Below are 13,933 nucleotides of genomic sequence, written 5' to 3'. Positions count from 1 at the left end.
ATTATTCCTAATTGACTGGTATTCCTATCAAGCTTTCACAACCCTAATTTCTGAGCAATGCTGGGTCAAGATTGTGATTTGGTCTTTTTAATTTTCGTATTCCTTTTGTTTGCCTACGGTTTTCTGAGCTTCAGCCGAAATAGTCCTAGTCCCAACTTTGGAAGGATTATCTATCTTCTGGTATTGTCGTTGATTCCGAAGTTGATCATACTGGTTTTTCTATTTGGCGAAGATATTGTGCGTTTTCTAAACGGAACATTTCAATCCCTTACCGGAACCCGTGAGGGAGATATTTTAGCTGATCGTAGAAAATTTGTAAGTCAAACTGTATTAATACTATCATCCATTCCTTTTGTAGGAATACTGCATAGAGTATTGATAGGCAAATACCAATACTTCGTAGTCCTATGCTCCTTTGGACTGAGTGGGATCCACACAGTAATCAGATGTTATTCCACTTAGTTTCACAGATTCATTTAGTGAGAGGGTTAAACCCAGCTCTTTTTGGATTTCGTACAGACGCTGCATATTAGCTGCTTTGCTAGGAAGAGAGAGGGAGCTGTTTCAATCAATTGGACTTCCCAGTCTTCCTCTAACTTAAGCAGGGTTGTGGAAATTAAACTCTATAAACATCTTTTTGCTTAGAGATAAGTACCCATTAAATTCGTGTTTGAAAAATTTATTTAGATCTACGCATTATTATTATGTAAAAAGAAAAAAGTATTGAAACTAGTAAGTTTATTCTAACTCTTATAACTATAAAGTTATTCAACCAGTCCTTAAATGAAAATCCCCGTAAAAAAACTTCAATTATTAAATCAATGGAACTTATTGCAAAAAATGTTAATATGGAATAAATAATAAACTTAATATACAACTTCATTTACAGATAAAATAATGACATTATAAACACAATGCAACAATATAGAGTAAATTAATCCAAATTTAGTTCTAATTAAAGAAAGAAAGAAGCCTATTGGAAGGAATGCCGATATTGCTATAATCAAATTAATTCTTAATGACGACCCACTTATAACAGGAATATGAATCAAACTGAAAGTTATTGCCCCGAAAAAAATAAAAACATAAAAAATTAAACTGCTTTCTTCTTTTACTTTGTGTAAAAGAAGAAGTCCTCCAGAAAAAAATAATAATAAAATCACTCCAGTATTGACATCAATAAATAATATAATACATAAACTATACAAAATATATAAATAATATTTAATCATTTCATTCTTTAAAAGCACCCACCTAAATATACTTTCTTCCAATATTGGAGCAATCACTATCGCCGATATAATGGAAATTAAAGTTAAACTTGAAAATGCTTTGGTATTACCTTCAAGACCAAAATGGAATGAGATCTTATCAACAAAAACAAAATTGTAGATAATAAGTCCAAAAAAAACTATCACAAACTTCAACTTTTCATTCATAATATCTAGAATGGGTAGAAATGATTTTCTACCCATTTATTTTTGTTAGTTAGTACAAGTTTCACTACAATCAGTTACCACTCCCTTTTGTACTCCTTCCATAACCTCCGTAAACACATACAACCACCAGAAAGTTGGGCCAAGTAAATTTTGTCCTCCAGAAATTGATAACAATTCGGTTTCAAGTAAATTTTCCATAATATCGATTTTAATTTTTTTCATAATTATATAATTTATTTGGCAGAATTTGGGACATAATCATTCATCCCTAGAACACCTCCGTACCCTCTTGCACCTTCTCTTGCATCATTTGTGCAGCCGCAAATCAGCCCACTAACAAACCATTCTACAGCATCTGCAATCCAACCACCCCCATCAATAAATTTAATTTCAGATGAAGTCAACTCTTTAAAATTATCCATAAGTTAAACAATTTATGCTTTACACCAATCTTTTCCGGGCATCGGAATTCCCAATCTCAGCACGAGCAAATAAGTTAGCTAGCCTTTCTCTTTGCCGACTGATCATAGGTTAAAGAAAACATAGTTCCGTCTAAAATTTTAGATGCTGGAACATAATTCAAACTTTTTCCGGCAGAGATATTCCTATTTTCACTTGACTCCAAAACCTCAAGTGAGAAAAACACATTTAAGCCTTTACAATTCTCGAAAACAAAGGAATTCGACCGCTTGGAAAACCTGATTTCAATTCCTTCATCTCTCATTTCATCCAGCATTCTGAAACTGGTACAGGTAAACCAGATCGATTGAAAAATAACTATTCTGGCTTCTGGTCTAGAAGAATCAACCTTGAACACCGTCTAGTTTATTCTGTTGATTGAGACAGAGTGACAGTATCGATGGTTTCAGCTAACAGACATTATTAGTCCGATATTAAATCATAACAACTTTTTTATTTATAGCTAAAACTGCTCCTAGTATTTTGGCATATCTATCTGGTTCCACTGCTAAGCTCTTAGATAAATCTTGAGAGCACTTAGTTTCATAAAGTTTGGAAACTTGTAACCATTCCAGACAGACTGCCAATGCTTTACAATTTGGCTGTAGACCCTGCTTAGCAAAATGCTGTAGCCCTGAAGAAAATTCATGCGAATGCTTTCTTTTTAAAAAAGCTTGGGACTTGGGACTTGGGATTTGAGCCTTCCTCATTCTGTATTTTTGGAAGGAGCTGCTTGGAAAAATCATCAGTTGGAAATTTTATGATCAAAAGTATTAGGTGACGCAGACAGAAGTGAAATAAGTGAGCTGACCTTTGATGTTTTTTTATTTAAAAATTCAAGATTGCTGGTAAATATTTTAGATTGATCAATTAAAAAGTCTTAGTTATTAGCGCTATTATAGTTCTAAATCGAAGTAGATCATATCATTTACGCAATTCAAAAATGATATGATTTTTAATGAATTGATTTCCGTGCCATATTTAGTGTCAAAGCCGTGCAGAATATTATGTCTGTTTAAAAAATCGGGATATTTATGTGAATTTGAGGTTTTGTCATTTATAGCTGTCAAACTCTTAAAAGCAATTCGCATCCAGTTTAAGTCATGAAGGTGTATTTTTTCAATAGGCTCTTTTAAAACTGGCTTTTGCGTACCGCGGTCTATACTGAAAAATGATTTCCCAAATCTTTCATTACACATTCCATCTACTTGAGAAAGTAATAGAATTATTGAAGAGAAATACCGACCTTTTCTATGATTATCGAAAGCTTCTTGAAATAATAGCCTCCTCTCTGGGTTTCGTTTTAAAAGCGATTGCTCAATCCATTCCATTCTTCCTTTTACTTCATCCATCATCCATTCATCAAGCTCCTTAAGCTGATTATTTTCAAGAAAAACATTAAGTTCTAATGGAGCCCCCATGTGGGAAATTAACCCTAAATACCATCCCTGTTTAGCTATTTTTAAGGCTACCTCCGGAGATTTCTCATTTAACTTTATTAGTGCCTGAATAAACTGAGTGTTAAATAGTTTAAATTTCTCGAGTAATTCCGCAGATATAACATGATTTTTAATTTTTCTCATCATTTAAAATTCAAAGCAAATACTGTATAAAGGATTTAAAGAATAATTAGAATCAAAAACTCAACCTTTTTCTCAATTTAGTTATCTAACCTTCCCCTGATTTTATCTAAAACGCCTGCAGGATATCCCATATCTCTCAGCACAAAAACAGCATTGGTACTATCCAAAACTCCAGATCTGAGCTGGAAATCGTATTGATATTTACCAGCCACATTCTGTCCGGTAAAGTAGAAAAACATAAAACCAGAGAGTCCATGAACCAGCTCCAAGTCATGAGTCGTGGCAATCACAATAGAATTCTCTTTGGCTAGTTGTTTCAGAACTTCTGAAGAAATCACCAGTCGCTCACGACTGTTAGTTCCTTTGAAAATCTCGTCGATCAAAACCAAGTTAAAATCTTGCTCATTTTGAACTGAAAGCATTCCTTTAATCGTCTCGGCCTCACTGTAAAAATAACTTTTGTCACTTTCCAACTCATCAAAAGTCTGGATAGACGAATAAATTTTCAGTTTGGGCAGCGTCAGTTCCGAGGCGAAAGCACAATTAATGGTTTGGACCAACAGGCAATTCAAACCGATAATTCTTAGGAAGGTGCTTTTCCCTGACATATTAGCGCCAGTGATCAAAACGCCATTGTGATCAATCAGAATAGAATTTCGAATAGATTCTGAAAGCAAAGGGTGAAGCATACCCTTGCCGTCAATTTGCAGCAAATCATGCTCTTGAGGCAAGGTAATCGAAGGGTCTGACCTCCTAAGTTGTAGAATGCATAGCGCAAAATCCAGGTATGCAACGTACTCAAAATTATCTTCTATAACGCTTCGCTTCTCTCGTATATCTTTAAGTAGTGAATAATAGAGCAGGGTTTCTATCAGGAACGCAGCCTTAATCAACTCCAAAATGTACCCAGCCAATTCCGCTAATTCACTAAACCCTTTTATTCTCGGTTTAAGCATAGATGCCTTAAAAATGAGTCCCCCTACCTTTTCGATTTCTGGCTGTTTGGGCAGGAAAATTCTTTGATTTTTTGATTCTTTAAGAATGGTCTGCGAAATGGCTAGCATTTCTCCAAGCTGGCCAAATGTCCTTGACTCTAGAGACACAGTCAGTTTGCTCCAATAGTGAATTATGAAATTGCAGGTGATCACTAGTATAGCTGGAAAAATCATCCATTGTATGAAAAATGCCGAGACTACACTAATGACAGAAAGTCCCGATAGAATATAAAACAAGAGGATATACCAAGGATTTTTAGCTGTGTCTCTTTGAAAAACATTACACAAAAAATAGGAATCATTCTTTGCTAAGATTTCAAGTTTGTTCTTCAAAAAGGATTTAAAACCTGGGTTTTTATCGAGTAACTGAATTGTTGATTCTAAACTTTCGTCTACCAATGGCCCCTTTTTCACCAATCGAAGGGAATAATACAAGAATTGCTCCCCGTATTTGGTAAGGGTATAATCTATTTTAAAAAACACTTCTTCCATCCCCAGATCATTCCAAAGCTTGGAAGAAATATCCTGAAAAAAGCCAGTCCTATCTGATTGCTGATAGTACTTATTGACCCTGTCAAAATCCAGATTGATTGATTTCTTCATTAAATTCAATTTAGATTACCATTTTTTACATAAAGAGCAATTAGATAAAAAACTGTTCATTGAACTAAACCTATAAAAAATAAAAACCTCCTCCAAGCCTGATTATCAAGATTGAAAGAGGTTCTAAGATTTAATCGAAAAACACCAAAAGCATGAACCTTCGAAAAGTCCCTTCGACTTCGCTCAGGGTGACACCTCATAGGTTATTAACCTAGGAAATAGCTTTTCAGCTTTTTCACTTCAGCATTCAGACTTTATTTCAAATTCTTATATCGAATCCGCTTAGGCTCCACGTCACCTAGACGCTTTTTCTTGTTCTCTTCGTAGTCGGAGAAGTTCCCTTCAAACCACACCACCTGAGAATCTCCTTCGAATGCCAAAATGTGAGTACAGATTCTATCCAGGAACCATCTATCGTGGGAAATCACCACCGCACATCCACCAAAGTTCTCCAAGGCTTCTTCCAGCGCTCGAAGTGTGTTCACGTCCAAATCATTGGTTGGCTCATCGAGAAGTAAAAGGTTTCCGCCTTCTTTCAGCGTAAGTGCCAAATGAACTCGGTTACGCTCTCCTCCGGAAAGTATTCCTACCTTTTTCTCCTGATCTCCTCCACCGAAGTTGAATTTGGAAACGTAGGCTCTGGAATTAACCTCTCTATTTCCAAGTTTCATCAACTCGTTTCCTTCAGAAATTGTCTGATAAACAGTTTTGTTTGGATCCAAGATATCATGTCCTTGATCAACATAAGCCAACTGCACTGTCTCTCCTACTTCGAAATTACCAGCATCTGGTTTTTCTTGTCCAGTGATTAGTTTGAAAAGTGTGGATTTACCCGCACCGTTTGGCCCGATCACACCTACAATCCCACCTTGTGGCAAAGCAAAAGTCAGGTTTTCGAAAAGCAATTTATCTCCGTAAGCTTTGGACACACCATTTACTTCTATCACTTTCGCGCCGAGACGTGGCCCTGGAGGAATAAATAATTCCAGTTTCGCTTCTCTTTCCTTAGAATCCTCTCCTACTAATCTGTCGTATGCACTCAATCTTGCTTTACCTTTGGCCTGGCGCGCTTTCGGAGTCATTCTGATCCATTCCAGTTCCCTCTCTAGGGTCTTCTGACGCTTAGACTCGGTCTTTTCTTCCTGCTTCAAGCGGTTTTGCTTCTGATCCAGCCAAGAAGAATAATTTCCTTTCCATGGAATACCTTCACCACGATCCAGTTCAAGAATCCAACCGGCTACGTTATCCAAGAAGTATCTATCGTGAGTTACCGCGATTACGGTACCCTTGTAATTTTTCAAATGTTGCTCCAACCAATGCACAGACTCAGCATCAAGGTGATTGGTAGGCTCATCAAGTAGAAGAACGTCTGGTTCCTGCAGAAGCAAGCGACAAAGTGCTACTCTTCTCTTCTCACCACCCGAAAGGTTCGCCACGTTGGCGTCACTAGGAGGAAGTCTAAGCGCATCCATTGCTTTATCAAGCATAACATCGAGTTCCCACGCATTGGCTGCATCTAGCTTCTCCTGCACCACACCTTGCTTCTCGATCAAGTCATTCATAGCGTCAGGATCTTCCATCAAAGCAGGATCCATGAATTTCTCATTGATTGCTTCAAACTCCTTTAGTAAAGCAACCGTCTCTGAAACCGCTTCTTCTACCACTTCCTTCACCGTCTTAGTGGGATCAAGTTTTGGCTCCTGCTCCAGCATTCCAACTGTGTAGCCCGCAGACCAAACAACTTCGCCTTGGAATTCCTTATCCATACCGGCTATGATTTTCAAAAGAGAGGATTTGCCTGATCCGTTCAAACCTAGAACCCCGATTTTGGCTCCATAAAAAAAAGAGAGATAAATATCTTTGAGGACTTTTTTCTGTGGCGGGTAGATTTTGGAAACCCCTGCCATTGAAAAGATGATTTTTTCTGAACTCATGCTTTATTTATTTACTTTAGAATTGCACTTAAATATCAAAGATGGCAAAAAAACCGCTTTCTTAGGATAAGTGCTTTTGAATTAATTAATTTGCGGAAATTTGAAAACTGCCACTTAACCTACCTTATAACAATGGAGCATCCGTATGGATATATCAAAAACGACAAAGTTTATTTGAGGGGATTTTTAGGGCAGGATGATAGAATTATCGGCGAAGTTAAAGAAGATGAGGCCTCTACACTTAAATATTTTGAGGATCGATTTGAATTACTCAAAGAAAAAGTAGGCAAACTCAAAAATGATATTCAAGAAAATCAGAACAAAGGATCGTTTCTGATGAAGCTTATTCACCTAAGAGAATCTCTAATGCAATCTGATGCATTGGGTGATTTTGAGCCTTTAATTGATGAACTGAAAGAACAGGAGGAGTTTTTAAACGAAATCATTCAGGTAAATCGCAGTAAAAATCTTGAAGTTAAGAAAGCTCTAATTCAAGAAGCTGAAGAGAAAAGGGATGATACAGACTGGAAAGAAACTACCGAATTTTATAAAGAACTTAAACTTCGTTGGATCAAAACTGGCCCTGTTGACAAAGACAATCAAGAGGAAATAGAGGAAACATTCAATGAGATTGTTCAGCATTTCTTTGAAAACAGAAGGCATTTCTTTGAAGGTTTAGCTCTTCAAGCAGAAGAAAACATCAAAGTCTATGAAGCACTTGTGTTACAAGCAAGAGAGGCTCATGATTTCCCTGACGCAAAAACAGCTTTTGATATTTCTAAGAAAATCCAACGTCAATGGAAAGAAGCAGGAAAGGTACCTGCGGAAAAACGGCAGCCGCTTTGGGATGAGTTCTCAAAATTGAACAATCGCATTTTCTCCAGGTATAAAAGAACGCTGCAAACTGGCCCTCAAATGAATCCTAGGGAACTTATGCAGAAAATAGAGACACTGACCGAGGAAATAAAAATTCTGGCAGGAAAACCTACGTCATTTGAACTCGTAGGAAAAGCAAAAGCGATACAAGAAGAATGGAGAAAACTTCCTCCGAGAAAGCCAAAAGAGGCAAATCTCATTGTCAGATCCTTCCAATTCTTCTCCGATATCGTTTTTGAGAAAGCTTTTCTTGAGAAACTTGTTCACGGTAAATATGATGATTTTGATGAAAAGCCTGAATCTGAACAAATTCAAATAAAATCGGCTTTACTAAAAGATTTATTGCGTAGAGATCAAACAGAGCTGGAAGCGGCGCAAAACAATACGGAGAATTTCCGCGTTCAGTCTGCTGATTTTGACATAATGATGAAGAAAAAACTATTTGCGGTGAAGAGAAAAGTAGATGTGAAAAATTATATTTTGAAACAACTCTCTTTTAATTAGTCATACACCGCTGATTATTATAAAAAAAGAATAATTTTGCAACCCTTAATCTCCGGAACTCCTTTAAAATAAACACTATGTACTGGACACTCGAATTAGCATCCTATCTAGAGGACGCACCATGGCCAGCCACCAAGGATGAATTAATTGATTATGCCATCCGATCCGGCGCACCAATGGAAGTAGTTGAAAACCTACAAGAATTAGAAGATGATGGCGAACCTTATGAGACCATCGAAGAAATTTGGCCAGATTATCCGACCAAAGACGACTTCTTTTTCAACGAAGACGAATATTAAATGAAAAAAGCCCTGAGTGATCAGGGCTTTTTTCATTTTAAATTTTGCGTCTCTGAGTTTAGGAGTCTCTACAGCTATCGGGATCGCAGTAAGCACAGCTACTTGTTTATTCTTATTAAGCTGCTTAAGGCAAGCATTTCTCAGCATAGCATAAAACCTTTCGAAGGTGTTAGCTGTATGTTCCATAGGAAAATCTGATTTGTAGGAAATGAGATCAATTAGTGGGAAAGCCTACCACCGCTACGCATCGTGAATTGATTTTCAAGCAATGTTCCTACGGACGGTGTTAAATTTTAACATTGGTGAAATAGCAGTCTGTAGGCTTGTGCAAGCCTGAGACTGACACTGCGACTGATCCCTTTTTTCGCCTTACAATCCTAGCACCTGCCTCAGTCTGGTATAGCCCGCCTTACTCACGGGAACTTTTGCGCCAGCCCGAAGCATGACCAAGTAATTATCTCGCTCATATGGCTCTATTTTCGTGATCTCATTGAGGTTGATCAGGTAGGACCTATGTACTCTCACAAACTTAGTGGGGTCGAGCGCATCCTCCAGTGATTTCATGGTCATTTTCTTCAGGTATTTACCATCACCTGTATGAATGGCAATGTAATCATCCTCTGCCTCGAAGTAACTCACTGAATGAGTTGGAATGATTTTGATTTCATTTTTTACACGGACAACCAAACGATTGCTTTTCTCAGCCAATTCATTCAGCTTATGAACAGACTCTTCAGATCCTCCCTGAAGGGAAAGAAATTTCTCTATTGCTTGTGTAAAACGTTGCTGAGAAAATGGCTTGAGCAGGTAATCTATCGCCATGGCATCAAAAGCTTTTAATGCGTATTGATCAAAGGCAGTGGTAAAGATCACTGCTGGAGGTTTATCAAGTAGCTCCAACATCTCAAAACCAGTTATTTTGGGCATCTGCACGTCCAGGAAAATCAAATCAGGCCCATGCTCTTGGATAGCTTTGAGACCCTGAAACCCATCTCTACAAATAGACAAAACTTCAAATTGTGGGAAGTCTGTTAAAAATTCTTGGACAATACATGCCGCCAACGGCTCATCATCGATGATTAATGTCTTGATCATTTCTGTTGGGGGATTTTTAAAATTACAGTAAAAAGCGAGTTTAAAGCTTTTGATTCTAGCAAGTCTTTCCTCCCAAAAAGCAAAAACAAGCGGCGAGCTACAGAACTCAAACCGAATCCTGTTCCTTTGGGCGCAGCTACTTCTGGATCAAAAGGATTCTCGATTTTCAATATCAAATAGTTTTGTTCTTTGAAAACGTGAAGAATTATTTTGACATCCTCTGTAATGCCGTACAAGCCATGTTTGATGGCATTTTCTAGAAGTGGCTGAATCAATAATTGAGGAAGATGCATAGACATTGTATCATCCGATATATCAAATTCCACTTCGAGTCTATGTCCAAATCGAACCCGTTCGATATCGAGGTACATTTTCAGATAGCCCAAATCATCTTCAAGACTCACCCATTGCTGATGATCTTTTTGAATCGTTCCGCGCAGAAAATCCGACAACTGCAGTACCATCTCACGTGCTTTTTTTGGTTGAGAGATCGTAAGTGCAGAGATAGAATTGAGGCTATTGAACAGGAAATGTGGCTGAAGCTGCTGTCGTAACCGGGATAGCTCAGCTTCCCTAGAAAGCTCATTCATCAAGGTTTCTCTTTTCTGCGCTTCATCTTGCTGCTCTAGCTTGGAAACTACGATGGCAATCAAGCCAACTAACACCTCAGCGACACCCAAGATAGCCCAACGTAGATAGAAATGAGATTTTAGAAAAATAAGATAGCCTTCCTGATCAGAATAAATCCATTTCAATAAGTATTGATGTACTAAAACTGCCACTAAACTGAATATCAGAGGTAATCCCAATAGCAACCAATTATTACTGCCTTTCGGGATATAGAATCCGAAAACTCTATCTAACATATTTACGCCCAAAGAGAAAAAGAGGGCGAAAACTAGGGCATCTACAATCGCAGTGGATTGATCAACCCCATAAAACATAAGTAAACCAAACGTACCAAGGAACCAGATGAGTCCAGATCCTTGGATGATCAAATAACTTTTGGAAGGGTTAGTAAATACTTTTGAGAACAAGCGAATAGTGTTAAGAAGGAATAACGTTAATATGATTTGATTTCCAAACCGCCAAAGAAGACTGTACCTCTGATAAGCAAGATTTTCTCTGAATCTACATCAGCATGCCGATAGGAACGCTTATCTTCTACTCCCGCAGCAATATTGGTCACTTCTACTCGAACATCCCAATGTGGCGGCACTACTAATTTGATCCCGCCAAATATCACATCAACCTGCAGTGTAACCATTCCTGTGAAATCTGATTGCGTCAAATCCAGATCAATTCCTCCAAAGGCAGCTGTCAGTTTTCCACCTTGGAAATTCTTAGTTAGCATTCGCTTATTGATCCCGCTCATGATAGAATCTATGGAGACACTATCAGAATAGCTCGTCCCAGATGTTCCCGACATTCCTGAGAAGGATTTTTTATCCGTAGATTGGCTGTAGAAAGCTGTCTTTCCTTCTTTGTCGTATTCTGCATCAGAAGATGTTGTTTCTGTCGAGTTTTTGACTGAAGACGCTCTTGCGTTTATCTTCTCCTGAAAATCACTTAATGCCTGCTTTTCTTGTTGCTTCTTCGTAATTAGGTAAATGCCCACGACAATCAATGCAATAGGGAAAACATAGTTTTGCAAGCCAAAATTGAAATTAAATTCCCGTTCTAAAAGAAAGAACATCCCTAGCCCAAGCATCAACACGCCAAATAAGCTCTTGAATTCATGCTTGACAAGTGTGATCACTCCTATGGCAATTAGTATCATTGGCCATGAAAGCAACCATACAGGATAAAAAACATTCAACTTTCTAAGTAAAATCAGGACTCCTACTCCGAGGATGATAAATCCGAAGATCATTCCTCCGTCATTGTTATTTATGCGATTTCGTTTCATCAGTTTTTTTTTTAAATGATGATCGAAAGTAGCTCAAGGACTCTAACTCTGGAATAAGAAATAGGTCAGCTACTCCCAAAAGTCGGTGAAGCCAGCAAAAAAGTCGGTGAAATTACAAGGGGAGAACTTACCTATCTGCTAATTTCCTCAATGCTATAAACTCTGCATAGGCCATGTCTTCCGGTGTAGTGATTTTGATATTTTCTACATTCCCAGGGATCAGGGTCACCTGCCAACCTTGATTTTCATAGACTGTAGCATCGTCGGTAAATTGCTGGAGCTCTGTCACTTTAAATGCTTTTTTAATTTTCTCCACTTGAAAAGTCTGGGGAGTCTGTACCAATCGGAAGTATTGTCGCTCTTCAAAAAAAGATTTCCCATCATCTCTAAGCTTCCTAATGGAATCCTTCAACGCCACCACAGCTACCGCGCTTCCAGTTCGCTCTGCTTCTACAAAACTCTCCAGTATTACTTGATCTGACACAAATGGCCTTACTCCATCATGGATTGCAACCAATATGGCCTCTGTCGTCAAGGCTTCCAAGCCATTACGCACGGATTGAAATCTTGAGTTGCCACCAGAAACAACTCTATGCGGTAGAGTGAATTTGTATTCTGCACATAACTCCTCCCAGTATGGAAAATCACTTGCTGGCAATACTAAAATCAAATCTATAGCAGGAACTACCCGGTTAAATACAGCAAGTGTATGCATCAACACGGGAAGACCAGCAACAGGTAAATATTGTTTGGCGATTGGCCCACACATTCTCAAACCTTTCCCCCCTGCTACGATTATCGCTGCTTTATTTTTCATTCTGTTTTTAATGTAAAAGTATGAAATCAAACACCTCAATGTTTTACTGCAAAATTAAGTCTTTGTTAAAAGCCAAAAACAGCGAATTCAAAAACGGAAATAAAAGCTCCCAATGTCTAGATATTCAGGAATTAGAACATTCCTTACTGTGGTACGCTCTAAGTAAATCTTGACTAGTGAGCCTGCCGAACTGCTGCTAATTCTATGGTTAAAACATAAAAAAAGCTCCTTTCGGAGCTTTCAGTATTAGAGGATTAACATCGCATCTCCATAGGAGAAGAATCGATATTTCTCTTTGATGGCTTCTTTGTATGCTTTCATCACCAAATCATATCCTCCAAAAGCAGATGCGGTCATCAGCAAAGTGGATTCTGGAAGGTGAAAGTTAGTGATCAATGAATTAGCGATTTTAAATTCGTAAGGAGGGATGATAAACTTATCTGTCCATCCGCTGCTTGCTTTTAATCTACCGTTGGCAGTTACAGATGACTCAATAGTTTTCAAGGAAGTGGTACCTACAGCCACTACTCTCTTTTTAGCATCCAAGGATCTATTTACAAGCTCCACAGTCTCTTCAGGGATGCTGTAATTCTCCGAATCCATTTTATGCTTAGTCAGATCCTCTACGTCCACTTGACGGAAAGTACCAAGGCCTACATGAAGTGTAATTGGAGTTACGTCTACGCCTTGAAGCTCTAATCTTTTAAGCAAATGTGGCGTAAAGTGCAAGCCAGCAGTTGGCGCTGCAACAGCACCTACGTTCTTAGCGAATACTGTTTGATATCTTTCTTTATCTTCAGCTTCAACTTTTCTTTCGATAAATTCTTTCAAAAGAGGGGTTTCACCGAGGGTATCTATGGTCTTATGGAATTCTTCATCAGTTCCGTCAAATAGGAAACGAATAGTACGTCCTCTAGAAGTGGTGTTGTCAATAACCTCCGCAACTAGGTCAGAATCTCCAAAATAAAGTTTGTTACCTACTCTAATTTTTCGAGCTGGATCTACTAGGACATCCCAAAGCTTCAATTCAGAGTTCAATTCTCTTAAGAGAAAAACTTCGATTTCAGCACCGGTTTTCTCCTTGTTTCCGTAAAGTCTAGCTGGAAATACTTTCGTATCATTGGTAACAAAGACATCACCTTCACCGAAATATTCGGTGATATCTTTAAAAACTCTGTGTTCAATTTTACCAGAATCCCGATGGAGGACCATCAATCTGGATTCATCCCTATTTGGTGCAGGATAAAGAGCTACTAGTTTCTTTGGAACGTCAAATTTGAAATCCGATAATTTCATATGTTTATTATTTGTCTTTTAAAGTCCATATGGAATCTCGCATGGCTGATATTCGTACCAATTAATGTCGTTTTCGACATGCTCGATTTCATAGATAAATTTTAGATGTCTTGAGTGATTTAGA

The 13,933-nt window shown here is 38.0% G+C and carries 17 protein-coding genes; 4 read left to right on the top strand and 13 right to left on the bottom strand.

The genetic code is table 11. The features are described from left to right. The first annotated feature begins 57 nt into the window (after window positions 1–57). Window positions 58–462, top strand: coding sequence for a hypothetical protein (locus tag BVH02_RS00195; protein WP_086497725.1), 405 nt, complete (start codon window positions 58–60; stop codon window positions 460–462). Between the two features lie 404 nt (window positions 463–866). On the opposite strand, the gene BVH02_RS00190 is transcribed toward BVH02_RS00195, so the two are convergent. The 4 genes from BVH02_RS00190 to BVH02_RS00180 all read right to left on the bottom strand — a co-directional run bounded on the left by BVH02_RS00190 (window position 867) and on the right by BVH02_RS00180 (window position 2,202). After that, on the bottom strand, window positions 867–1,475 hold the full coding sequence (locus BVH02_RS00190; RefSeq protein ID WP_086497724.1) for a CPBP family glutamic-type intramembrane protease: 609 nt from the start codon (window positions 1,473–1,475) through the stop codon (window positions 867–869). A gap of 9 nt (window positions 1,476–1,484) precedes the next feature. Further along, window positions 1,485–1,661: a hypothetical protein gene (locus tag BVH02_RS21335; RefSeq protein ID WP_158093838.1), complete on the bottom strand. Its 177-nt coding sequence runs from the start codon at window positions 1,659–1,661 to the stop codon at window positions 1,485–1,487. Between the two features lie 11 nt (window positions 1,662–1,672). Next, window positions 1,673–1,861 carry a hypothetical protein gene (locus BVH02_RS00185; protein WP_086497723.1) on the bottom strand — a complete coding sequence of 63 codons (189 nt, stop codon included), beginning with the start codon at window positions 1,859–1,861 and terminating at the stop codon, window positions 1,673–1,675. Window positions 1,862–1,935: 74 nt separating this feature from the next. Next, window positions 1,936–2,202 carry a hypothetical protein gene (locus tag BVH02_RS00180; RefSeq protein ID WP_240507381.1) on the bottom strand — a complete coding sequence of 89 codons (267 nt, stop codon included), beginning with the start codon at window positions 2,200–2,202 and terminating at the stop codon, window positions 1,936–1,938. A 3-nt stretch (window positions 2,203–2,205) separates the two neighbouring features. Between BVH02_RS00180 and BVH02_RS21705 the strand changes: the two genes are divergently transcribed. Next, window positions 2,206–2,280, top strand: coding sequence for a type II toxin-antitoxin system YoeB family toxin (locus tag BVH02_RS21705; protein WP_280530871.1), 75 nt, complete (start codon window positions 2,206–2,208; stop codon window positions 2,278–2,280). 52 nt (window positions 2,281–2,332) lie between these two features. Here BVH02_RS21705 and BVH02_RS00170 read toward each other — a convergent pair whose 3' ends face one another. From BVH02_RS00170 to ettA, 4 genes are all read right to left on the bottom strand, one after another. Continuing rightward, on the bottom strand, window positions 2,333–2,644 hold the full coding sequence (locus BVH02_RS00170) for a hypothetical protein (protein ID WP_086497722.1): 312 nt from the start codon (window positions 2,642–2,644) through the stop codon (window positions 2,333–2,335). A 150-nt stretch (window positions 2,645–2,794) separates the two neighbouring features. Continuing rightward, window positions 2,795–3,481 (bottom strand): hypothetical protein, encoded by a 687-nt coding sequence (locus tag BVH02_RS00165; protein WP_143244161.1) that lies wholly within the window; start codon window positions 3,479–3,481, stop codon window positions 2,795–2,797. 77 nt (window positions 3,482–3,558) lie between these two features. Then, window positions 3,559–5,079, bottom strand: coding sequence for a MutS-related protein (locus BVH02_RS00160; protein WP_086497720.1), 1,521 nt, complete (start codon window positions 5,077–5,079; stop codon window positions 3,559–3,561). Between the two features lie 254 nt (window positions 5,080–5,333). Further along, complete coding sequence (ettA, locus tag BVH02_RS00155; RefSeq protein ID WP_086497719.1) at window positions 5,334–7,013, bottom strand: energy-dependent translational throttle protein EttA; 1,680 nt, start codon at window positions 7,011–7,013, stop codon at window positions 5,334–5,336. 132 nt (window positions 7,014–7,145) lie between these two features. Between ettA and BVH02_RS00150 the strand changes: the two genes are divergently transcribed. Then, the gene (locus BVH02_RS00150; RefSeq protein ID WP_086497718.1) at window positions 7,146–8,393 is read left to right on the top strand and encodes a DUF349 domain-containing protein; all 1,248 of its coding nucleotides are present in this window, start codon (window positions 7,146–7,148) and stop codon (window positions 8,391–8,393) included. A gap of 77 nt (window positions 8,394–8,470) precedes the next feature. Further along, entirely contained in the window at window positions 8,471–8,692 is a 222-nt protein-coding gene (locus tag BVH02_RS00145; RefSeq protein ID WP_024284896.1) for a DUF2795 domain-containing protein, read from the top strand. Between the two features lie 369 nt (window positions 8,693–9,061). Here BVH02_RS00145 and BVH02_RS00140 read toward each other — a convergent pair whose 3' ends face one another. The 5 genes from BVH02_RS00140 to queA all read right to left on the bottom strand — a co-directional run bounded on the left by BVH02_RS00140 (window position 9,062) and on the right by queA (window position 13,809). Continuing rightward, a complete protein-coding gene (locus BVH02_RS00140; RefSeq protein ID WP_086497717.1) occupies window positions 9,062–9,787 on the bottom strand; it encodes a LytR/AlgR family response regulator transcription factor in 726 nt (241 codons plus the stop codon). Continuing rightward, a complete protein-coding gene (locus BVH02_RS00135; RefSeq protein WP_223271782.1) occupies window positions 9,784–10,824 on the bottom strand; it encodes a sensor histidine kinase in 1,041 nt (346 codons plus the stop codon). Before BVH02_RS00135 ends, BVH02_RS00140 begins: the two co-directional genes overlap by 4 nt. A gap of 26 nt (window positions 10,825–10,850) precedes the next feature. Further along, the gene (locus BVH02_RS00130) at window positions 10,851–11,696 is read right to left on the bottom strand and encodes a LiaF transmembrane domain-containing protein (protein ID WP_086497716.1); all 846 of its coding nucleotides are present in this window, start codon (window positions 11,694–11,696) and stop codon (window positions 10,851–10,853) included. A gap of 127 nt (window positions 11,697–11,823) precedes the next feature. Then, entirely contained in the window at window positions 11,824–12,513 is a 690-nt protein-coding gene (locus tag BVH02_RS00125; protein ID WP_086497715.1) for a 2-C-methyl-D-erythritol 4-phosphate cytidylyltransferase, read from the bottom strand. A 246-nt stretch (window positions 12,514–12,759) separates the two neighbouring features. Then, complete coding sequence (queA, locus tag BVH02_RS00120; protein WP_086497714.1) at window positions 12,760–13,809, bottom strand: tRNA preQ1(34) S-adenosylmethionine ribosyltransferase-isomerase QueA; 1,050 nt, start codon at window positions 13,807–13,809, stop codon at window positions 12,760–12,762. Window positions 13,810–13,933 lie beyond the last annotated feature (124 nt).

This window comes from Algoriphagus ratkowskyi (genome assembly GCF_002150505.1).
GTDB classification, from domain to species: Bacteria; Bacteroidota; Bacteroidia; order Cytophagales; family Cyclobacteriaceae; genus Algoriphagus; species Algoriphagus ratkowskyi.
This window is presented reverse-complemented; position numbering and strand designations above follow the sequence as displayed.